Source organism: Shewanella intestini (assembly GCF_018221465.1).
GTDB lineage: Bacteria > Pseudomonadota > Gammaproteobacteria > Enterobacterales > Shewanellaceae > Shewanella > Shewanella intestini.
Genome location: NZ_JAAIKR010000014.1, coordinates 24,383 through 47,228, shown reverse-complemented (window position 1 = coordinate 47,228; position 22,846 = coordinate 24,383). Strand labels below are relative to the sequence as shown.

The following is a 22,846-nucleotide window of genomic DNA, read 5'->3' as shown; positions in this document are numbered from 1 at the left end:
AAACTGAAAACAGCAAGAAGACTTATGATGCAAGTCACAGTTTACTGTCACGCCAACTTCTATCGCCATGAATAACATTATTCACTCAAGGTTATCGCCTTATTCTCATTTAGCATCAAGACACATTGCTTAGCGTTAACAATACAATCAATGTATAAATTAACTAAAATGTTAATCGCAGTAAATTAAGCGTAATTTGTTCAATAGGCACTTCACTTTTAAATGACAAATTCACTTTAATCGATACCAATCAAACATCATTACGGGGTTTCGATTGCAGGGATAACCATAAGGCTTATAATTACGAGATTAAAGATAAATTTAGTAAAATAAAGGGATTAACAATGAATGTTCTTGTCACCGGCGGCGCAGGCTATATTGGGTCACACACCGTTTTAAGTTTACTGACAGAAGGTTATCAGGTCATCGTGTATGACAACTTATGCAATGCTAGTGAGCAATCATTAAAACGGGTTGAAGCATTAACCGGCAAGACAGTCACATTCATTCAAGGTGATGTGAACGACAAAACGTTACTTTCAAGTACGTTCAAACAACACAAGATTGATAGCGTTATCCACTTTGCTGCCTTAAAAGCGGTGGGCGAGTCAAGTCAAATTCCTCTTCAATATTTTCAAAATAATGTCTCAGGATCGTTATCATTACTGGAGATAATGGCTGAAAATCAGATCGAAAAGTTTATTTTCAGCTCTTCGGCCACCGTTTACGGTGAAGAGAATCAGGCCCCTTACGTTGAAAGCTATAAGCTTGGTTCGCCATCAAGTCCATATGGCGCAACTAAAGTAATGGTAGAGCGCATAATGAATGATTTTGCGATAGCAATGCCAAGTTTTAAAGGTGTGTCGCTGCGTTACTTTAACCCTATTGGCGCACATGAAAGTGGCCAAATAGGCGAAGATCCCAAAGGCATTCCAAATAATTTACTGCCCTTTGTTGCCCAAGTTGCTGTTGGTAAAAGAGAAAAACTCACTATTTTTGGCGATGACTACCCAACTCATGATGGCAGTTGTTTACGTGATTACTTGCATGTCATGGATTTAGCTGAAGGTCATGTGGCGGCGTTACAGTGGCTTAATAATAATCCAGACTTTTATGGTGTAGAGGCATTTAATCTTGGCACCGGTACTGGCACATCAGTATTTGAAATTGTCAGTGCATTTGAAAAGGCAACTGACATAACGATTCCATTTGAAGTGTCGCCAAGACGAGCTGGGGATTTACCCGCTTTTTGGGCTGATGCTAGCAAAGCTAACAAAGCGTTACACTGGCAAGCAAAACGCGACTTAACCACCATGATGAAAGATACTTGGCGATGGCAATCTGCTAACCCTAATGGTTATGAATAAACCCTAAAACACATAACTAATTTGTCATATTAACTACTGACAATACTATAAAATAACACCTAATCGTTAACGCGATTAGGTGTTTCATGCTGTCAATTAAAGTATAACCCTGAGATTATTTTTAACGAAGTTCAATGTTCCACATGCTTACTTTTCAAGTGCCGCTTTCACCCTTTGCTTTAATACCGGTAATACTTGCGCGTCAAACCATGGGTTTTTCGCTAACCAAATATTATTCCTTGGGCTGGGATGCGGTAACACCAAAATCGATTCATTAAATTGTTGCCAGTTTTTCACCGCATCCGTTAAGCCTAAACGAATTTCGGGTAAATGGTATTTAAGTGCATACTGCCCGATAACAATCGTTAACTGTATTTGCGTTAAATAAGCCAACAATGGCTGATGCCATAATGGTGCACATTCTTTTCTTGGTGGCAAATCGCCTGAAACGCCCTTGCCCGGATAACAAAACCCCATAGGAACAATGGCCACTTTTTTAGGATTATAAAAACTGGCTTTGTCAATCGCTAACCACTGTCTTAAGCGTTCGCCACTGGCATCATTAAAGGGGATGCCAGTTTGATGAACCGCGAGTCCTGGTGCTTGCCCAACAATCAATATCCTTGCTTGAGGATGAGCTTGCACAATCGGCCTTGCACCATGTGACAAAGCACTTCCACATTGTTGACACTGCGAGATTTGCCCGAGTAAATACGAAAACTCTACATCAGCACTATTCATATCAAGCCTTTTGAGTGCATTACAAACTGTCGTTTGCTTGTCATCAGCGATTATCGATTAGGCATAAAAAAACCAGTCACCTTCAATGACTGGCTTTTAGTGTAAAGATTTTAACCGTTAAGCGATATCGATTTAGATAATATTAACGTTAATTGATACAACTTGAGTTACGGTGCCATTTGGCGTTTCAACTTCAACTAAAAATACTCCAGAGTTAGCTTCATCTTCACCTTTTAATGTCACCACAAAGTCACGGCCACCATTGTAGTTACTGCTTGGCCAAGTATATTCTGCATTGCTGACAATTGACCCTGCACTGGTGCTAAATTTCACAACCGTACCAGCTGGCATTTGTTGATTATGTAAATCAGAGATGGTAAACGCAACAGATGCTGAGCCTTTACCAATGATATTAATGCTGCCACCTTCATGGCTACCGTCTTTATCGTCAATGATTATTTTGTCTGCAGAGGTAGCAAATGCTGTACTGCCCGACATCACCATCACTAAACTGCGGCGCACGAAAATTGACTTCGCTTGGTCAACCCCATTAGCACAGCCAGCATGAGCTGGAGATGAACATAAAACCCCGTTGTATAATCCATCTTTTGTATCAAATACAGCGTTGGCATTAAAATCAATTAATCGCTCTAACTCACCACCATCTTGACCAGCAGGTTGATCATCTGGTTGTGGGTTAAATACGGTATCTTCGTTATAGTCGACAAAAGCATCATCTAAATCAAATGGTTGCCCTGTCACGTCCAAACCTGTTGAAAAGGCCGTCATTTCATCAGCATCAAATCGACCATTACCATTTAAATCTGGGAATGATTCTTCACCAATTGCTGTTGCGGTAATTGTTGCTCGACCACCGTACTTTTGACCATAAAAGTTACCATAAACATCTAAGCTAGCATCATAAATTAACCCAGACTGTGGATTACGATTTTGTGAGCCATCACCCGCAAGGATTGTCTCACCCGTTGGTCGTGGTAATTGCGATGTCCATGTGACAGAACATTTGCCAGCAACGGTTTGACATGCATCTTCAATTAGCCCGCCTTCAGTTGTAAATGAAATAGTTGTGCCATCTGGAACGGGGTTATTAAATGCATCACCCATACGAGCAGTAATCACAACAGGTGTTCCATCTATATTCCAACCTTCGGCATTAAGTAACTCTGCCGATAATGAAAAGCTGTCTTGATCTGGAATACCAGTAGACACAATCAATTGCTTAGATTGACTAGTAATAGCGGGAACAGCGCCGTTTTCAACAACCGCAGTGACACGTAAAGACGTTGATACTGTTCCTGATGTCACGACAGTTTGCACAATACCTTCATTGTTTGTTGTGGCTATAAGTGGGGTTAACCCCACGCCGCCAACATCAGTATTGAGTGTAAACGAGACATCTTGATTACTAACTGGATTGCCATTTTCATCTAACACTTTAAATTTAATCGTCGATGACTCATCGCCGCCTGTACCTAAAATACTAATATTTTCAGGCTCAGCTGATACAAATACAATACTACCTACATCAGCAGCTAAAATATTGATAATGCCTACCGCTGACAAACTAATGCCACCAGCATTAGCTGTAACATTAATTTGATCTTCACCGACACAGCCTTGGGCAAGATAGGTCGATGTTGCCACACCATTACTTGATGAAACAGGGCTACTAATAACCGCTTGCGCAGGCGTTTTTGTTGCACAAGTAGAAGAAAAGTTCACATCAACCGGTTGAGTAAATGGGTTGCCTTCAACATCTTGAATCGTCACAGAAACCGTTGCAGTGCCACCAGCAGATAAGTCTGTAGCACTCACCTGTGCATCCCCTTTTACAAAAGAATCTCCGCTACCGCTGCCCATCTCAACATTGGTTGCACCAACGACAACAATCGTTTTACCAACTTCATTAGTTGGCAATGATGCGGTCACTTCTCCTGCACCTAAAGCACTGCCTGCATAGATATCAACGGTTGCTTTGCCTTCGTCATTGGTGACGGCTGTTTTAATCGGCAAATCGCCAATGTCAGCACTAAAGGTCACTATCGTTGGTTTAGTAATACCTGCAACTGTTGCTGTGAGCTTACCTGGAGTTAATGTCGTGATTGAATCAATCGGCATATCATTCGTGTCGGTTAACACTAACGATACTTGTGCCCCGCCCCCTGCTTCACCGCCATCACCAGCCATGGTGACATTAATTGAATTTGATTCACCACTTGTTATGGTTGCAGTAATGGTCGCGCCGGTATTCACTGATGCCGTATTAACCGTAACAGTGGCAATTCCATCACCGTTTGTTGTCACTTCACCGGTGCCAGGCGTGAAGGTACCGTAAAGGTCGTTATTAAGACTAAAAGAAACTAATGTGCTGACAGGACTGCCATTTTCATCTGTTACCTTGGCGGTAATTATTGCGGGTGTTGCGGCTTCGATTTGATCTGTTGTTGTTTCAAGTTCGACACTAATCCCAGCAGGAGTGGGGTTATTTCCATCATCTCCCCCCCCTATATCACCACCACCGCTACAAGCGATGAGAAAAAGTGAACAAAAAAGCGCAAAAAAAACATTATATGCTGACCTCATTGTCAGGCTCCCTGTTACAAAATAAAACCTACGGTCTAAAATGACGACCATGTTGGTTACTTATTGTTAATTAATACATGATTTGCAACCATAATATAACCTTAGTGTTTTTTTGTATACATGTCCCTTCAAACTTTAAAATATTGATCATTTCATAACATAAACATTCCTGCTAGGATTTATCCGCTAAAAACATGTATATAAAAATGTAGATAAAAAGAAGTAAGGAAGATCCTGTGACAGAATCTAAAAAACTCGGCCTCACCAGCAAAATCGTTATTGGTATGTTGTTAGGTATCATCATCGGTTTATTGCTACGCAATGTTTTCCCCGAAAGTGCGTTTGTCAAAGATTACATAACTGAAGGTTTATTTGCTGTAATAGGCACTATTTTCATCTCAAGTTTAAAGATGCTAGTTGTACCATTGGTATTTATTTCACTTGTTTGCGGTACATGCTCATTAAGCGATCCGTCGAAGTTAGGACGTTTAGGTGGCAAAACGATTGCTTTTTATTTATTTACCACTGCCATTGCATTGACGTTGGCTATTTCAGCAGCCGTCGTGATCCACCCAGGCTCTGCCACATTGGCTTCAAGCGCAATGGAGTTTAATGCCAAAGAAGCACCGTCATTAGCCCAAGTGATTATTAACATTGTCCCAACCAATCCAATTCAAGCAATGACTGAAGGTAATATGCTGCAAATTATTTTGTTTGCGGTTATTTTCGGCTTTGCAATCTCGCACATTGGCGAGCGTGGTAAACGCATTGCAGCTTTATTCAATGATTTGAATGAAGTCATCATGCGTGTGGTCACGCTAATCATGCAACTGGCGCCATATGGTGTTTTCGCATTGATGGCAAAACTCAGTTTAACACTTGGCCTAGAAACCTTTGGTTCAGTACTGAAGTACTTTTTCTTGGTTATCTTTATCTTAATTGTGCATGCTCTTGTGGTTTACCCAAGTTTACTCAAAGTATTCTCAGGTTTAAGCCCTATTATGTTTTTAAGAAAGATTCGTGACGTGCAGCTGTTTGCTTTTAGTACTGCAAGCTCAAATGCAACATTGCCTGTCACCATCGAAACGGCTGAACACCGTATGGGAGTAGACAACAAAATCGCTTCTTTCACCTTACCATTAGGCGCAACCATTAATATGGATGGCACCGCAATTATGCAAGGGGTGGCGACGGTATTTATTGCCCAAGTGTTTGGTATTGAATTAAGCTTTACTGATTACCTTACCGTTGTTGTGACAGCAACATTAGCGTCAATTGGTACTGCTGGTGTTCCTGGTGTTGGGTTAATCATGCTTGCAATGGTATTAAACCAAGTCGGATTACCTGTTGAAGGTATTGCATTGATTATTGGTGTGGACCGTCTACTTGACATGGTGAGAACCGCAGTTAACGTTACCGGAGATACTGTTGCAACAGTGGTTATAGCAAAATCAGAAGGTGAGTTTAATCAACAAATATTTGAAGACTCGCAAGCGGGTAAAGTTGCCCCTAGCTTTGAAGATCAAGTATTACACCCTGATGGTGAAAAAAGTTAATTATTAAAAATTAATAGCCAAATAAAGGTGCTTTTAAAGCGCCTTTATTATTTTAAATCGAATAATAAATTTGCTATTGCTTTCATCCATGACATGATTAACTTTTTTAAATTAACCTTTTTAATAAATATTATGGATTTAGCGTTACTTTTCAGCCTTGCGATTGTTCACACCATTGCGTTAATGAGCCCAGGTCCTGACTTTGCAATCATCGTAAAAATTGCCACCCAACAACATCGTAGCGTAGCACTTTATACCGCGTTAGGAATTGCTATCGCCATCTTATGCCATACATTATTAGCCTTACTTGGTGTCAGCATGATGATCCGTCAGTCGGCCATTACTTACATGTTGGTGCAGTTTGTCGGTATTAGTTATTTAGCGTGGATGGGCATACAAGCATTTAAGTCAGGTGTCACACAATTGGCTCAATCTAAAGCAGCCAATATCGATATCACCGTGCAACAAACTTCTATTCAGTTAATGACTAAGTTAAGTGGGTTAAAGTTAGGTTTTTTAACCAATGTATTGAATCCAAAGGCACTAATATTCTTCATCACCTTATTCACGGTCTTTGTCCCTGTTGAGGTCAATGGCGCCACTAAAACCGCGGCAGCCATTTTATTATTTAGCCTGTCTTTTATTTGGTTTACATTTTTAGCGTTTGCATTATCGCAACCCAAAGTGCAACGCTATTTTGCCTCAATTAGTAACTACATCGATATACTCGTTGGCGTGATTTTTGTTAGCGCATCACTCATTATCGCACTCAATAACATGAGACAGTTTTAATTCTGCCTTGTTTGATATCGGTAAATGCATCGTGCCTTTATATCATTAAGTTAGCTTGAATCTTATTTGGCAGCTTGGCATTTGCCTTTGAGGCACTACTATCAATTGATAAGCTGACTCTCAGGCTGATATGATTTAAGTTTAGATTAAAAACACACCTAAAGAGTTAACACAACTTTCAGCATTCAGGTAATATTCAGCTAATTATTGATACTATTTTTATCATATAAAACAGATAAATTGAGGTGAAGTATGCGCATATTAGTCATTGAAGATGATCCGATCCTTTCCCACCACCTCGCCACTCAACTCAGCGAATTAGGAAATCAACTTCAAGTGGCTGACACCGCAAAAGAAGGTTTTTACCAAGCCTGCAATTACCCGATTGATGTTGCTGTCGTTGACTTAGGCTTACCAGATCAAGATGGCATTAGCCTAATAAAATCGATTCGTTCTCAAGGCGTAAAATTCCCTATTTTAATTTTAACCGCAAGATTAAATTGGCAAGATAAAGTTGAAGGACTTAATGCCGGAGCGGATGACTACTTAGTAAAACCTTTTCAAAAAGAAGAATTAATTGCTCGCCTTGATGCCTTAGTTAGAAGAAGTGCAGGCTTTGTAAAGCCCCAAATTAGTAGCGGTCCGTTAACCTTAGATTTGGCTGCTAAGCAAATCACCTTACACAATGAACTGATGCCCGTGACGGCATTTGAATACCAAATTTTAGAGTACCTGATGCGTCATAATCAAGAAGTGGTGACTAAACAAAGAATTTTAGATGTGGTTTATGCCGACAAAGAAGGTGACCCAAATACCATTGAAGTTATGATCAGCCGATTACGTAAAAAACTCACCCAATCAGGACTCGACACCCCCATTTTAACCATCCGTGGGCAAGGATATAAATTTAACCTGCCATGCGATTAATCCCCAAGCTACAAAAGAGGCTACTGACACGTGTCCTTGTGACCTCATTTACTATTATTACATTAGTGGGCTGCGCCTTAGCGTGGATGCTTACATTAGTTTTTGCTCAAAATATGTATAACGACACGACTAATTCGCTAATAGCGGAATTACCGGTGATTGCCGCTGAATTTCGTGACAACAACCTCGTCCCCATTACCCAAGCGATTGATAATGACAACCTCGATACCAAATATAAAATGGCCACTTGCGATGCGCAATTTCAGACGCTGTGGTTATCAAGTGCCGCTAATGCCGCTTCATTAACTGATATTTGTGAAAAATATGCCGATATTCAAGATTACTTTGGCAGTAAATACATTAAATATAGCCAAGCACAGAGTTACTTTGCTTATGCGTTAAGTGTTGAAATTGAAAGTAAAACATTCCATTTAGTGATACTCAAAGATGCCAGTCATTTAAAATTGGAACTCGATAGATTTAATCGTCTCACCCTCTTTCGCTTAGCGATCGTGTTAGGCGTTGCTTATATCTTTTTAACTAGCGCCGCTTATTGGAGTTTATTGCCGCTAAGAAGGTTACGCCTTGATTTACAAAAAATAAAAGATGGCCATAAAACGTCACTTGATGATAACTACCCAATAGAACTTGGCGCTATTACTGATTCGTTAAATCAATTGGTGAGCCAAAGTGCTGACAGACAAATTCGTTATCAAAATGCCATGAACGACTTAGCACACAGCCTTAAAACTCGCCTTGCGGCCACAATAGCCATTATTGATGACAAACAATTAACCCAACAACAGCAACATCTTCATACCATGGCACAGATAAATGACATGGATCAAATGGTCAAATATCAACTTAAACGCGCCATGTTAGGTCGCCAAGGTTTAGCTAGCGAGAAAACCCAACTTGCACCATTAATCGATCAAATCGAAACCATGTTAGGCAAAATTTATCAGCATAAATCCGTTCGCTTTTCTGCATTAATACCTGATGAGCTTTTAATACCGCTGGGTAAAGATGATGTGATGGAACTGATGGGAAACATACTAGAAAATGCTTACCGACTTTGTATTAGCCAAATTATTGTAAGCGTTCAAGAACATAGCCAATATTATGAAATTATTATCGAAGATGATGGCCCAGGAATAGATGATGCAATTAAACAAAAAATAGTCCAACGAGGTGTTCGCGCTGATACTCAGTCACCAGGCCAAGGAATAGGACTTGCTGTTTGCCAAGAAATTATTGATACCTATAATTGTACAATGCAAATTGAAACAAGTGAGCTTTTGGGAGCAAAATTCATTATTAATATCCCAATCAAAAATAACGATTAACCATGAAGCAATGTTATTTGAAACTGACATGTCACGAAATTTACGCTAATGGCGCATATAACTTTTCTGCTCGATTGAACATCAACCAAGACGTGACAATATATTTGTCACCACTAATTGGTGTATTACCACGATGACTATGAGTAAATCCTGCAGGCGCGATCACCATGGTGCCTTTTTTAGGAGCAACCTTTTTATTTTGATAATAAAACTCCGTTTCGCCCCCCTCAGCAACATCATTTAAATAAAACATAAACAATGCAACTCGATGAAGTGCTTCATTGTGTTGTAACTGGGGAAATTGCTCCGAATGCCAATGGGGATAACCGCCGACGCCTTGTTGATAGTGCTGAATGTTAATTGCGCCGCTGCGAAATAAATACTTAACAATGGCATCAATTCTGGGTAAACCGAGTCGTGAAAAGTTATTCGGGGTTAACGTACAGCCATTACCTTGCTCATCATTAACATTCACCGACACGGCGCCCATGAGTGCTAAGGGATACTTTTTGAAATATTTAACAGCAAAAGAAAAAGTTTGTTGTAAAATATGATTTTTAAGGTCAGTTAAATCGACATGATTATCGAGAGTAATATCACGACTATTCTTTTTATTGATATCGACACCATGTCCGGTTTTTCCTTGTGAAACATAAGGGTGTGATTCGACTGTATCGATTAATCGATCACAAAATGAATCACTTAATGCATTGGGGTAAACTTCTATGAAATCCATGTCACTATTTCTCACCATCAACATGTAATTATGCTGCCATAATTGTTAACCTGCTGTAAAGCAAGCATAGAGATATAAGGCGACAAGTTCGTTAGTACAAATGAGTAAAAAAGAAAAAACAGCGGTCGGGTTACTCCAAGTGGGTATGTTTATTCGTCTTCCGGTTTCCTGGAAAGATCACCCATTCCTATTTAACAGTTTTAAAATAAAAGACTTAGCCCAAATTGAACTCATTAAAACCTTAGGGATAAAAGAGGTTTTACACATCAGTGAAAAAAGTGACAACCAACCTGAATTTACCGTCAACTTAGATGAGAAAATTGCCGCAAAAGATTTAGATAAACTTAAAAACCAAATGGAAAAAGAAAAAACGGAACGTATTAATAAACAACAACAACTAAAACGCCGTTTAAAACAATCTGAAAAACAATTTGACCGCTCATTATCTATGATGCGTTCTATGGTATCAAAAATTGCAAATCGCCCTTTAAATGCAGTCAATGAAGCACAAGAGTTGATTAACAATTTAACGGACCTATTAATGAACGCTGATGACCTTGCGTTACATTTAATGGCTGATGCTAAACCAGGTGACGCCATTTATCATCATTCTATTAACGTTTCTATGTTATGTATGCTAATGGGTAAGGAATTAGGTTGGAGTCGTGAAAAAATCCAAAATATTGGTTTGGGTGCGTTATTTCATGATATCGGAAAATTCAAAATTCCATCCCATATTTTAAAAAAATCAACACCATTAACTGCCCCTGAAAAAAATATCATCAAACAACACCCACTCATGAGTATTAACGATCTTAAGCTTGCAGATACATTCCCTACGCAAGCGAAAGCCTTAATCGCTAATCATCATGAATTCCTCGATGGCAGTGGTTACCCGAAAGGATTAAAAGAAGATCAGCTCGATGAATTATCACAGTTAATTGCCATCGTTAATGAGTTCGACGGCTTATGTAATGGCAACGCACAGCAACGCCCAAAACCACCAAGCACCGCCTTAGGACTGCTCTATAAAAATTACCAAACCAAACTAAACAAAGAATATGTCGGTAAGTTCATTAAAAAACTTGGGATTTACCCGCCAGGTTGCGTGGTCGAACTCTCTAACGGCCAATTTGCGTTAGTCATTACCGTCAATTTAGACAAAATCTTATTACCCAATGTGATTGCTTATGATCCGTGCGTACCTAAAGAGCAAGCGCCAATTATTGATTTAGAAACTGAAGGTCTGAATGTTGTTCGCAGCTTACCACCATCAGCGTTACCTGAAAATATCACAAAATACTTAAATCCGCGCGAACAAGTAAGCTACGCCTTTAGTACCTAACGCCGACGACTTATCACCCTACTCTCATTTAGATATGCACAAAAAAGCCAATGCTATTGCATTGGCTTTTTTATGTCACCTTGAGAGAAACTTACTGACCTTGTTTACAACCAGCCTTTTCGTTTAAAGAAAAAGTAAGTCCCTGCAGCACTGGCTATCATCATGCCTATCGCCATTGGATAGCCAAATTGCCAATCAAGCTCTGGCATATTGGCAAAGTTCATCCCGTAGCTACTGGCTATTACCGTTGGTGGTAGAAATACCACTGCCGCAACTGAGAATATTTTAATAATTCGATTTTGCTGCAAACCACTAAAACCAATGGCTGAATCTAACAAGAAATTCAATTTGTCGAAAATAAACTGGCTATGAGGCACTAAGGATTCAATGTCAGACAACATTTCTCGTAAATCTTTCACGTTTTCTTCTGATAATTGTTCACGATAATAGCGCTGCATATAGCGAAGTGAACGTTGGGTATCGAGTAAACTTAACCTAATTTTACCGTTAGCGTCTTCTTGTAATGTGATTAGTTTAAAGACATCATCTAGCTCATCATTTTTAAACACTTCTTCGCCGACACTATCAAGGACAGAATACACATCTTCAATTAAATCCGATAAGTAATCGACTTTTAAATTAAACAGCTCCAATAACAATCCCTGTGGCGTCGTAATATCTAATCGACCTAAACGCAAATAGTTACGTAATAAACGTATTAAACCGACATCGTCCTCGCGAATGGTTAATAAAAAGTCCGTACGCAAGTTAAACGAAACGTTAATACCTCTTACATCAGAACCAAATCGCTGCGGAAATAAAGAATTAATGTGCAAACCATCTTTGCTTTGGAAAAAACGCGCAGATGCTTCAATTTCGTTAATATCCTCTTCATCTGGAACGTCTTCAGCAGAGAAGCGACTCAACCACAAACGCTCATCATCGTCGGACTTCAACATATCGAGCCAGATAGTATTATCGGGTAAACTGTCATTGGTGGTTAATTCATGAACAGCGAGATTTTTATTTTGATAAACATATGCAGTGATCATGTCTCCCCCAAACAGCGTGATGTAGCCAACATTAAATCTTGCTAAATTTTGCCGATAGTGTACTAAAAAAAATTAGAAATAAAATAGATAAATGTAATAACAATCAAACAAACTAATTTTTATTGATGAAATGCTCATAAACAGTAGTTAACTTAGAAAAAAAGCGCCGAATTAGGCGCTTTTATTTAAAATAGATGAATTATTCACCTTTCATTCTTCTGTCTAGCTGATCTTTAAGGTTGGCTGGCACACCTTTAATTAAAATAGTATCTGAAACAGGGTCGTATATAACCCGCTCACCTAAATGTCCACCATCAAAACTTAACGTGACACCACCACCAGTACCCGAGAACTTTTTCAACTGGCGTAAACTGGCTTTATCAGCAGGAAATTCATCATCAAGTTCATAACGGCCATTGGCTGCGAAATCATAAAAAGATTCAGCACCTTGATCGGCAAGTTCATCGGCCAAATCTTTAACTTCAATATCAGTGCCTTCATTCGCACGCTCAGTGCAATAATCAAACACACGATTGCGACATTCTTGGCGTTCATCTTTGGTTAATTCACTGCTACTAACAAAGTCTTCCACCGCATGCATTAAAGACTTATTTTGTGCCTTAGTATTTATCCCTTCAACGCAGCCCATAAAATCAAGAAAGAAATCGGCAACTTTACGTCCAGCACGCCCACGAATAAATGAAATGTATTTTCGAGACTCTTTATCTGCTTGCCACTCAGTTAAATCAATCCGTGCAGCCAGTTGGATATTATTTAAATCAAGGTGATTATTTTGACTTAGCTCCATATCATCCAATACGGTCATTGAAGACTTGGCACTTAATAACGCCACAAATAAATAGTCACTTGCCATATGGGTATAACAAGACAGCAATAAAAAGCCACCTTGACTAAAATCGTATTTTGACAATTCTTCTTGCAATAATTGACTGGCATTACTGCTGAATTCAACAAACCCTAGGTCACCATTGCGATATTGAGTTAATGCTTGAGAAAATGCCTCATTTGCTTCACCGTCTTCAGTATGGGTACCAAAGAATCCAAAACCTTTACCCGCTTTACTGCTATAACTTTGATGCAGCTCATCAAGCATGGTATCTACCGCTTGACGGTTCAGTAACGGTTGCGGTCGTAATCGGCAACGCATTTGTCCCTGACCATCTTGGGCGATTTCATGGATAATGGCGTGTTCAGTAGTAATAGTCATAACGAAGTGGATTCCTAGCATTAAACTGTCATGTTGAATGGCACATAATATCAGACACTGGCTTTAATTGAATACCGGTTTGTTTATACAATAAAAGTAAGGCGATAAATGCTGAAATCCGTTATTATATGCGACTAATTCATTCTTTTTTGAACTTTTCTGATTATGGCAATCCAATCTAAATACACCAATACTCAAGTAGAAGCTTTAATTGCTGAGTTATTAGCCGTATTGGCTAAACATAAAGCTCCAACCGATCTAAGCTTAATGGCATTGGGTAACTGTGTAACTCACTTACTTGAAAATAAAGTCCCTGCAGAATCTCGTGACGTAGTAGCAAGCCAATTTGCTAAAGCACTAGAACAATCTGTACGTAAATAAACATTTTAAATTTAGATTAAACAGGAACTGGTTTAAGCATGGCCGAACGCAAGAAACAAATGAGTCGAGATAAAATTTCTCGCTTAGTTAATTGGGGGCATTGGTTTGCCTTCTTTAATGGTTTTTTGGCCATGTTGATTGGTGTTCGATATATTCGCAGTGTTGGCGGGCCTGATTCTATTATTGAATGGGTTTATATCAGCATCAGTACCATTGGGCACTTTACCTTTTTAGCATTTATCGTATATTTGGTATTTATTTTCCCAATAACCTTGCTACTGCCTTATTCTAAAATATTGCGTGGATACACTGCGGTTGTCGCATCAATTGGTTTATATGCATTATTGTTCGACACCTTAATTTATGATGATTACGGCATTCATTTAAGCCCTTTTGCATTTGATTTAGCCTGGCAAGATTTAGGCACGCTATTGCATAGTACCTCCTATATTTCAGTCCCTATTGCTATTTTAGTGTTAGAACTCACCGCGGCTAACTTTTTATGGAAACGAATAGAAAAACTGCAGAAAAAACAATGGGGTAATAAAGTTGTTGTTTTTGTCGGTATTTGCTTCTTTAGCAGCCACTTATTACACATTTGGGCCGATGCAGCCAATGTAAATGACATTATTCGTTTTGACGATGTCTATCCAGTGTCATATCCCGCTACGGCTAAATCATTTATGGCCAATCATGGCATAAACAGTAATGAAGAAGACACTGTAGGTGTCACACGTTCACATACAAACAGCCAACTAGCCTATCCAATAAAACCGTTGCAGTGTGACGTTGATACTCAACCAAATAATGTATTAATGGTCGTTATCGACAGCCTACGAGCTGATATGGTCACGCCAAAAACTATGCCCTTCTTAAGTCAGTACCAAAATAATAATACCCACTTTACTGACCACTATACCGGCGGAACTCAATATCAAACAAGCTTGTTTTCATTATTATATGGCTTGCAATCAAGCTATATCGACCGAGCGGACTTTAACCATACAGAACCAGTTTTGACCTCATTATTACGAGAAAAAAACTACCAAAACCATATGTTCACTTCCAGTGAAAATCAACAGCTGCTCTTAGGATCTGGCATGTTGAATGGTTTTTCAGTTTCAGCCCTTTCTACCCAAAACGGCAGTGCTGAAACCGATATTCTGATTAATAAAAGCTTTAGCCAATGGCATAAGCAACAAACTCAGCCCTGGTTTGCATTGGTTAATTTTTCAGCGCCACGAGACTTTGATACCCCTGTAGGCTTTTTAGGTATTGAAACAGTTCAACCGCCAGTTCGTCTAAAGCCTGCTCAAAAAGTGCTATTTAATCAATATCGTCAATCTTTGTATTTTATTGATCAACAGCTCAAACAGTTATTGAGCCAAGTATCGACACAAACAACGGTGGTGATCACCGGTACTCATGGCCAAGTATTTTCAAGTGATACCTATGTTGTCCGCCGAGATTTCTCTCCTGCGAATGTAAAAGTGCCGTTGATTATTCATGAAGATGGACTTGCGAAGAAGAAAATAACTTATCGCACCAGCCACTATGGTGTCGTTCCTACGCTATTAAGCCACACGTTTAACTGCAGCAACCCGTTAACGGACTACAGTAGTGGTAGAACCCTATTTCAACCAAATGACGAACAATGGGTCTATATTGGCAATAGCCGGGTATTTGCTATCTATCAAGCATCTGAGGCTACGGTTCTAGACCGCCATGGCAATTATCAAATTTATAATTTAGCCTTTGATACCAAATTGAAAAAGAAAATTAGTGCACCAGAACTGATTCAAGTGATGCGTGAAGGACGCCGCTTATATAACAATTAGCGGTTTCATTCACTAATTAGATTCACTAAATGATTAGTCATAAGAAGCTATTCATCAAGTAAATATAAAAGGGTTAATGACATTGTCTCATTAACCCTTTTTTTCACCTCAAGCTAATTTTAGTTTTTAAACAGTTACTTAATGCCAGCATCCGGAAAATTTCAAATTCACGTTCAAGCTTAATGACACATTGCAATTAAAAAATTGCATATGCTACACGTACAATATTGATAGTATCACTTAGAGATAAATGAGCATGTTATACAAATGCACGACACAAAAGCATGGCTAGAAAGAAAGGCGAATACAGCTAGCATAAACAGTTAAATCGCCACACAGCTTTACAGCTGTCGCAAAATTTTGGGGGAATATAAACTGTTTATAATATTGTATGCAGGCGTTATCCATAAAGGTGGACGACTGCCCCAATAATCGAACTCATCTTTATTGAAGTTTATTAACTATAGGCTGTTCTTTGCGGTGAGTTAACATATCTTATTCATATCAACTCACCGTTTCATAAGATGTTTATCTATTAACGATAACCCCTTATCAATTACCATATTGGTCAAAAAATTCTTCTGCTGGTAGTGGTTTTGAATAGAAGAAACCTTGAATATAGTTAACCTTTTTTGCTGCTAAATAATCTACTTGGGCTTGAGTTTCAACGCCCTCAGCAATCATACGTAAACCACTTTCTTGTGAAAATGCAATAATGGCTTCAATGGTTTTAGCTTTAAAGTTGTTATTAACTCCAATAGTATCGACAAACATTTTATCAATCTTAATGGTACTAACACCTAGTTTCTCAATATAACTAAAGCTGCCATAACCGGTTCCCGCATCATCGAGTTTTAAATCTATACCTAACTCAAAAAAGCGTAATAACATGGCTCTGGCGACGTCTAAATCTGCAATTGGGAATCGCTCAGTGATTTCTAAGGAAAGTCGATGGTGGCCTAAACGATGATTGGTGATTAAGTCTTGGCAAAATAACAACAATTGATCATCTAGCAGATGAGCTGGAACGATATTAATGCTAAAGAAAATAGGCACTTTGAGTTGTTTTTCATGATTAATATCTGCCACCATTTTATCGACCATGTCAAAGGTCATCTCAATAATTTGTCCGGTAGACTCAACTAATGGTATATATTCAGCCGGCGGTACCAATTCACCATGATGACGCTTCCAGCGCATTAATACCTCACAACCAACGAGCTTGTCTGTCGTAGAGTCAATAATCGGCTGATAATAAGGTATGAACTCTTTATGGTTAATTGCTCGCTGAATTTGTTGGCCATATGACATGGAAAAACGATGCCATAATATCGATAAGTAGGTAATTACGGTCGCTAAAATTAAGCCGATAGCTAACGCTAACCCAATAGAAATAGTGCGATACTGATTGAAAAATTCTTGATTGCCTGACAAACTAAAATTGGCACTAAAATACTGATTTTTATATTTAATATTTTTAGTTATTACCGGATCATTTTCAAAGTTATCAAAGCCAAACTTTAACACGGGGTTTGAATTAAAAGTAATAGAATACTCGAGGCAGTCTTTACATCCTTCTGGAAGAAAATACACTGGCAGCATCGGCATAATACTAACGGCATAATCAATATTGTCGAAGTGACGGATCAATAACAATTCATGACTGTCGTCATTGGGGTTGATAAGTGACAAACTAAGTTGATCATTTATCTTATGATTGAGCAGCTTGTGTATCTCTCTTGGAAAGTGATTTGATTCACAATACACTTTCATGTTTTTAGCAACGCCAATCCAACGAATAAAAGTACCGTTAAACACTGACATTTTTAATTGTTCCGTTAAGGCTTCATTGCAATCCTCAACATCATTTAACTCAGGCAAAGTCGTAATATCTTCGCTCGTTTGAGTGATTAAATGAGAAAATTTTTCAGTCAGTAAATTAGCATCTTTTGTGATCATATAACTGGCAAGTTGGCGATCAATAAAGTCGACTAGCCCAGTACACAACAAACATACTGTTATGAAAATGAGACTGTACTTAACCTTATTCATTTACTACCTACCACTTAAACTATTGATTCCATATAACCACCTTTCCAGCAATAAATATAGGTTATTGTAATAAAAGTAATGAACTATTGATAATTATCAGCAAATCACTTAGAAGTACATTCAATTAAAAGAACATTGATGTAAACATTCACCATTTACAACAACAAATAACAATCGACAACATGGTATAAAAAAGTCATTCCCCCGCTTCTACCAAAGCTAAAAAACGTAATTTTTGCGGTCATTATTAAGCATAAAATATCAAGTAATGTATATAATTCGAACACTTACTTGTTAATTTACACGTTAACCCTTTACCTTAAAATAAGCCTTTGTTAAGGTAGCTTGCGCGTAAAAATTGAGTTCACTGACTCATGTTATCAACGGTATGTAGCGCAGCCCGGTAGCGCACTGTCATGGGGTGTCAGGGGTCGGAGGTTCAAATCCTCTCATACCGACCAAATTCTAAAGGCTAGCTCATACGAGCTAGCCTTTATTCTATAAAAAAGAATATTACATATCATATTAACAAAAAAGCCTAAGCAAAAGCTTAGGCTTAAATGTTGTGTTCGTAACAGAAAACAGCATTAATGACTGTTTTAATCCGCTGAACAATTTAGCCTAAAATGGCATTTTCATTCCTGGCGGTAATTGCATACCACCGGTAACTTCAGCCATTTTCGCTTTTTGATTTTCTTCAATTCTGCGTGCCGCATCATTACATGCTGCTGCAATTAAATCTTCTAGCATTTCTTTGTCGTCTTCCATCAAGCTAGGATCAATCTCAACTTTACGAACAGAGTGCGCACCTGTCATTGTAACTTTTACAAGACCTGCACCCGCTTCACCAGTCATTTCGGTACGCGCGATTTCTTCTTGCATCTTAGCCATTTTGTCTTGCATCATTTGGGCTTGCTTCATCAAGTTGCCCATGCCGCCTTTTCCACCAAACATAATATAATCTCTTTAATCTTAAGTTGTCAGCAAGCTGTTTATGGCAGTCATCTTACTGAAAAAAAATCGAATGGCAACGTTAGTATTAGCATTTTGAGATAAAGGTTCAACCCGATGCTTACTCACGTTCACCATTCCCCTTTTGATACTTATTCGTTAGTTATCTAATACCGGTATTAAATTAGCCACTTGAGCCAACTTTTCAGCGGGGTAAACCACACTGTCTTGGTTTAATTCTGCACTCAATCTGTTTGTCAGCCATTGCACATTGGCATCACTCATTAAAGAATGAGTCGCCTGTGACGTTAACTCTTGATGAAAACGCTTTCTCATTTCAAGTGGTGTTTCGTGTTGTCTATTTAGACCGATTTCAATTTCTACCTGCATTTCGGTTTCAAAATAATCAAATAATGCGGCCTGTAACTGCTCAATAGCAACTGGCGCAGCAAGATGTTTCTGATTCGGCTTTAGAGTGAGTTTAAGTGGTGATGTCACACTATCACACACCGAATTGACCCCAAGCTGTCTTACTCGCCCACCCACTTTTACTTGGCTCATCACCCGATACCATTGTAAGTCAGTGCTATCTCCAGTGATTTCATGCCCTAACGCTTGAAGTTGATCGACACTAGATTCAGTCGTGGCCTGAACATCTGACACGGGGTTAGCCTCATCAGTCTGCTTCAATACGGATATATCTGACTCATGCTCAATTGCTTGTTGAGCATCCGCTAACGGCGCGATAGGTTTTACCCAAGGCGGTCTGTCATTTTCATCAACATACTGCTCAGCTTGCGCCTCGTTTGCGCTCATTGTCGCCATGCGGCCATCGTCATCCGCTTGTCCCGTTTGGGTTTGCGGGCTCTCTAGCTCATTACTCATTTCACTTTGGGCTTTTTTAGCACCAAGTTGAGCGTTTATTACCTTATTGGTAGTTAAACTGCTCTGATGTTGATGAGGTTCATCAACAATTGAAGCATCAACATCAGGGTTTATATTCGGTTTGATATCATTGCTGGCATCAGCAGGTTTAATCGCAGGCTTTTTTAACTCAACTGTTTTAGTGTCTGCCTCTTTTGCGGCATTGTCTTCTAGATTTAACGCATCAATGTCAGCCATTAACGAATCTCGACATGCCAAAACGGCGTCTAGGTCATCATCAAAATCTTCAGATAGCTGATTATTTTGCAAGTGTTCGTTTGCTTGTGATAAATCAGACCCATTGTCTTCGATGATCTGCTCCTTGCTACTTTGAGCAAGAGAGCTTTGAGCCAGCGTACTTTCAACAACAGGGCTTTCATTCTCAGCCGCAGGTTGCTCAGCAAAGTTTTCCCCTGGCGCTGACGGGTTATCAAACGGTGCAGTAATCGCTTCATCCCTTTGATAAGGCACATAATTTTCTGCATCAAAAGATGATTGTGATGCCATATCCGCCATTGCCATATAATAGGCATCTTCATTTACAGTTTGGGTGTTTACATCATCAGACTTAGTCGATGTTTCCAGCGTAAAGTCAGATGTTTGTGATTGCGCTTCTATATTATCAGTTACGCCAAATGTTAACGCTTGCACATTAGCGTCAGCCGCAATGTGAGGTTGTTTATTTACCGAAACACTTGATGTGACAGCAAGTTTTGACGCATTTTCAGTATCAGCGATTAGATCATCGACTTGAGGTAACGTTTCTTCTTTCGGCACATCTTTAGAAAATGCTTGATTGACTACTTGCTCTTCAAACCCAAGCGACTGAGCTTGACTGAGCAACATCGCTTGTTCAGCAGCTAAGCTTTCATCTTGTGTTTCTTGCGCTGCATGCTGTTCTGGCTTTTTAGCTTGTTTGTTCGCATCAACAGCTGAAGCTCTAACACTGAGTAAATGCTGAGAAGTTTCATTTAGTGTAGGCTGAGAACGTGTTTCAGCAACCGATTTACTGGGCTTTGGGCCAGTATCAATGACCTCTTGCGGTGGTGGTGCTTGCTCTGGCTGTTGTTGAGAGTACTTTGCATTAATATCAACATTAGCTGCAGTATCAACCACCCAGCGTTGAGTGACTTTTTCAGGGACAAAAGCAACCGCACGTAAAAGCGCCATTTCTAAGCCAGATTTTGGGTCTGGAGCATGAGGTAAGTCTTTGCGTCCATTAAGTAATAGCTGATAATAAAGCTGAATTTGCTCGGCTGAAACTTGCTTAGCAAATGCCAATATTTGCTCTGCAAATAACGATTGCTGCGCCGCTGCTGGGGCAAATTGGGTTAAGGTAATTTGGTGAAGCAGCTCCAGTAAACTGCGAAGCACTTCATCGGCTTCTGCGCCAAAAGCTAAAATTCGATTAACGCATTGCAATAATGGGCCGACCTCGGCGTCACACAACGCATTTAGCAGTGCAATAACATGTTGCTCATCAATGCTACCAAGCATTGATTGCACTTGTTCAAGGCTAACTTGGCCGCTGCTAAAAGCAATGGCTTGATCTGTTAAGCTTAACGCATCACGCATACTGCCATTTGCTGCTTTTGCAAGTAAATTCAATGCCGGTGTCTCAAATGAAATTTGCTCTTGATTGAGCACAAAATCCAATTGTTGGCTAATTTCAGTTTGGGTTAGGCTTTTTAAATTAAACTGCAAACAGCGGGAAAGTACCGTGACGGGGAGTTTTTGCGGATCGGTAGTGGCAAGTAAGAATTTAACATGCTCAGGCGGTTCTTCTAAAGTTTTGAGCAATGCATTAAAACTGCTGCGAGACAGCATATGCACTTCATCGATAAGGTAAACTTTATAACGGCCACGAGTTGGACGATATTGTACGTTATCAAGCAGTTCGCGAGTATCATCTACTTTGGTGCGCGACGCAGCATCAACTTCAATTAAGTCAACAAAACGACCTTGGGCAATCTCGACGCAGCTGGCACATTTGCCGCATGGACTCGCACTAACCCCTTGCTCACAGTTAAGCCCTTTTGCAAATAAACGAGCAAGACTGGTTTTGCCGACCCCACGAGTCCCCGTAAAAAGATAAGCATGATGTAATCGTTGCTGCGTTAAGGCATTAGTCAGCGCCAGCAGTACATGTGACTGACCCACCATTTGTTCAAAGGTGGCCGGACGCCATTTACGCGCTAACACTTGATAAGACATTCAATTCCCCAACTAAAAATCAACTGAGACTAAGCTCAATAATTACGCCAAACAATAACACGCAAACACTCGTCATGCTACGGTTTGGCGCTCAGTAGCTGGCTTTATCAACAATCAAAACATCAATATATATTGACCATGTTTGATGATTATTCGCCTTCATACTCACATAAACTTAAAACATTAATGCCCATCTCTTTTAAGCGTTTCTCACCACCGATTTCAGGCAATGAAATAATAAACGCAGCATCCTCGACATGACCACCTAAACGGCGGATTAGTTTCACAGTTGCTTCAATTGTGCCGCCAGTAGCAAGCAAGTCATCAATCACTAACACTTTGTCGTCAGCATTAATTGCATCAGTGTGTATTTCTAAAGTGTCTTTACCATATTCAAGCTCGTAGTTCTCGCTCAATGTCTCACGAGGTAATTTACCCGGCTTACGAACCGGTACAAAACCAATCCCTAATTCTAACGCAAGCGGCGCACCAAACAAAAAACCACGCGCTTCAGTACCAACGACTTTTGTAAAGCCTTTCGATTGATATTGAGCAACTAATATGGCAATAGTGGCTTTATATGCTTGTGCATCTTCTAATAAACTGGTGACATCACGGAACATAATGCCAGCTTTTGGGTAATCAGGAATGGTTTTAATACTGGCTTTAATTTGCGCTAAGCTTTCTTGATTCATCATAGTTGTCTTACTCTAGAGTGTTAAATTCAATTTTAATGCAATAAAAAGTCCACAAGATGGTGGACTTAATTGAAAGTATGTTGCGATATTATGC

General features: G+C 39.4%; 17 protein-coding genes and 1 tRNA gene. 9 read left to right on the top strand and 9 right to left on the bottom strand.

Annotation, left to right across the window (positions count from 1 at the left end; genetic code table 11):
• Positions 1–344 precede the first annotated feature (344 nt).
• Entirely contained in the window at positions 345–1,367 is a 1,023-nt protein-coding gene (gene galE / locus G3R48_RS13460) for a UDP-glucose 4-epimerase GalE (protein WP_153665248.1), read from the top strand.
• Between the two features lie 147 nt (positions 1,368–1,514).
• On the opposite strand, the gene G3R48_RS13455 is transcribed toward galE, so the two are convergent.
• Entirely contained in the window at positions 1,515–2,108 is a 594-nt protein-coding gene (locus G3R48_RS13455) for a uracil-DNA glycosylase family protein (protein ID WP_153665250.1), read from the bottom strand.
• Between the two features lie 132 nt (positions 2,109–2,240).
• Positions 2,241–4,712: an Ig-like domain-containing protein gene (locus tag G3R48_RS13450; protein ID WP_153665252.1), complete on the bottom strand. Its 2,472-nt coding sequence runs from the start codon at positions 4,710–4,712 to the stop codon at positions 2,241–2,243.
• A gap of 236 nt (positions 4,713–4,948) precedes the next feature.
• On the opposite strand from G3R48_RS13450, the gene G3R48_RS13445 reads away from it, so the two are divergent.
• The 4 genes from G3R48_RS13445 (at position 4,949) to G3R48_RS13430 (ending at position 9,333) form a co-directional block, all read left to right on the top strand.
• Positions 4,949–6,268 carry a dicarboxylate/amino acid:cation symporter gene (locus tag G3R48_RS13445; protein ID WP_212593360.1) on the top strand — a complete coding sequence of 440 codons (1,320 nt, stop codon included), beginning with the start codon at positions 4,949–4,951 and terminating at the stop codon, positions 6,266–6,268.
• Positions 6,269–6,400: 132 nt separating this feature from the next.
• Positions 6,401–7,060, top strand: coding sequence for a LysE family translocator (locus G3R48_RS13440; RefSeq protein ID WP_153665254.1), 660 nt, complete (start codon positions 6,401–6,403; stop codon positions 7,058–7,060).
• A 252-nt stretch (positions 7,061–7,312) separates the two neighbouring features.
• Positions 7,313–7,987 (top strand): response regulator, encoded by a 675-nt coding sequence (locus G3R48_RS13435; protein ID WP_153665256.1) that lies wholly within the window; start codon positions 7,313–7,315, stop codon positions 7,985–7,987.
• Entirely contained in the window at positions 7,978–9,333 is a 1,356-nt protein-coding gene (locus G3R48_RS13430; RefSeq protein ID WP_153665258.1) for an ATP-binding protein, read from the top strand. The genes G3R48_RS13435 and G3R48_RS13430 overlap by 10 nt, the downstream gene beginning before the upstream one ends.
• Before the next feature lie 40 nt (positions 9,334–9,373).
• On the opposite strand, the gene G3R48_RS13425 is transcribed toward G3R48_RS13430, so the two are convergent.
• Positions 9,374–10,069, bottom strand: a complete 696-nt coding sequence (locus tag G3R48_RS13425; protein WP_153665260.1) for a 2OG-Fe(II) oxygenase — start codon at positions 10,067–10,069, stop codon at positions 9,374–9,376.
• A gap of 100 nt (positions 10,070–10,169) precedes the next feature.
• On the opposite strand from G3R48_RS13425, the gene G3R48_RS13420 reads away from it, so the two are divergent.
• The gene (locus G3R48_RS13420) at positions 10,170–11,414 is read left to right on the top strand and encodes a cyclic di-GMP phosphodiesterase (protein ID WP_153665261.1); all 1,245 of its coding nucleotides are present in this window, start codon (positions 10,170–10,172) and stop codon (positions 11,412–11,414) included.
• 104 nt (positions 11,415–11,518) lie between these two features.
• Here the strand turns inward: G3R48_RS13420 and corA are convergent, their stop codons facing one another.
• Entirely contained in the window at positions 11,519–12,466 is a 948-nt protein-coding gene (corA, locus tag G3R48_RS13415) for a magnesium/cobalt transporter CorA (protein ID WP_153665263.1), read from the bottom strand.
• A gap of 199 nt (positions 12,467–12,665) precedes the next feature.
• Positions 12,666–13,694 (bottom strand): nucleoid-associated protein YejK, encoded by a 1,029-nt coding sequence (gene yejK, locus G3R48_RS13410; RefSeq protein WP_153665265.1) that lies wholly within the window; start codon positions 13,692–13,694, stop codon positions 12,666–12,668.
• A 165-nt stretch (positions 13,695–13,859) separates the two neighbouring features.
• On the opposite strand from yejK, the gene G3R48_RS13405 reads away from it, so the two are divergent.
• Together G3R48_RS13405 and G3R48_RS13400 are read left to right on the top strand one after the other, a co-directional pair.
• Positions 13,860–14,075, top strand: coding sequence for a YejL family protein (locus G3R48_RS13405; RefSeq protein WP_153665267.1), 216 nt, complete (start codon positions 13,860–13,862; stop codon positions 14,073–14,075).
• Between the two features lie 38 nt (positions 14,076–14,113).
• Complete coding sequence (locus G3R48_RS13400) at positions 14,114–15,913, top strand: DUF3413 domain-containing protein (protein WP_153665269.1); 1,800 nt, start codon at positions 14,114–14,116, stop codon at positions 15,911–15,913.
• Between the two features lie 552 nt (positions 15,914–16,465).
• Here the strand turns inward: G3R48_RS13400 and G3R48_RS13395 are convergent.
• Entirely contained in the window at positions 16,466–17,965 is a 1,500-nt protein-coding gene (locus G3R48_RS13395; RefSeq protein WP_153665271.1) for an EAL domain-containing protein, read from the bottom strand.
• A gap of 384 nt (positions 17,966–18,349) precedes the next feature.
• Between G3R48_RS13395 and G3R48_RS13390 the strand changes: the two genes are divergently transcribed.
• Positions 18,350–18,426 (top strand) — tRNA-Pro (locus G3R48_RS13390).
• A 160-nt stretch (positions 18,427–18,586) separates the two neighbouring features.
• Here G3R48_RS13390 and G3R48_RS13385 read toward each other — a convergent pair.
• The 3 genes from G3R48_RS13385 to apt form a co-directional block, all read right to left on the bottom strand.
• The gene (locus tag G3R48_RS13385) at positions 18,587–18,919 is read right to left on the bottom strand and encodes a YbaB/EbfC family nucleoid-associated protein (RefSeq protein WP_153665273.1); all 333 of its coding nucleotides are present in this window, start codon (positions 18,917–18,919) and stop codon (positions 18,587–18,589) included.
• Between the two features lie 156 nt (positions 18,920–19,075).
• Positions 19,076–22,054, bottom strand: coding sequence for a DNA polymerase III subunit gamma/tau (gene dnaX, locus G3R48_RS13380; protein WP_153665275.1), 2,979 nt, complete (start codon positions 22,052–22,054; stop codon positions 19,076–19,078).
• 149 nt (positions 22,055–22,203) lie between these two features.
• Positions 22,204–22,752: an adenine phosphoribosyltransferase gene (gene apt, locus G3R48_RS13375; protein WP_153665277.1), complete on the bottom strand. Its 549-nt coding sequence runs from the start codon at positions 22,750–22,752 to the stop codon at positions 22,204–22,206.
• Positions 22,753–22,846 lie beyond the last annotated feature (94 nt).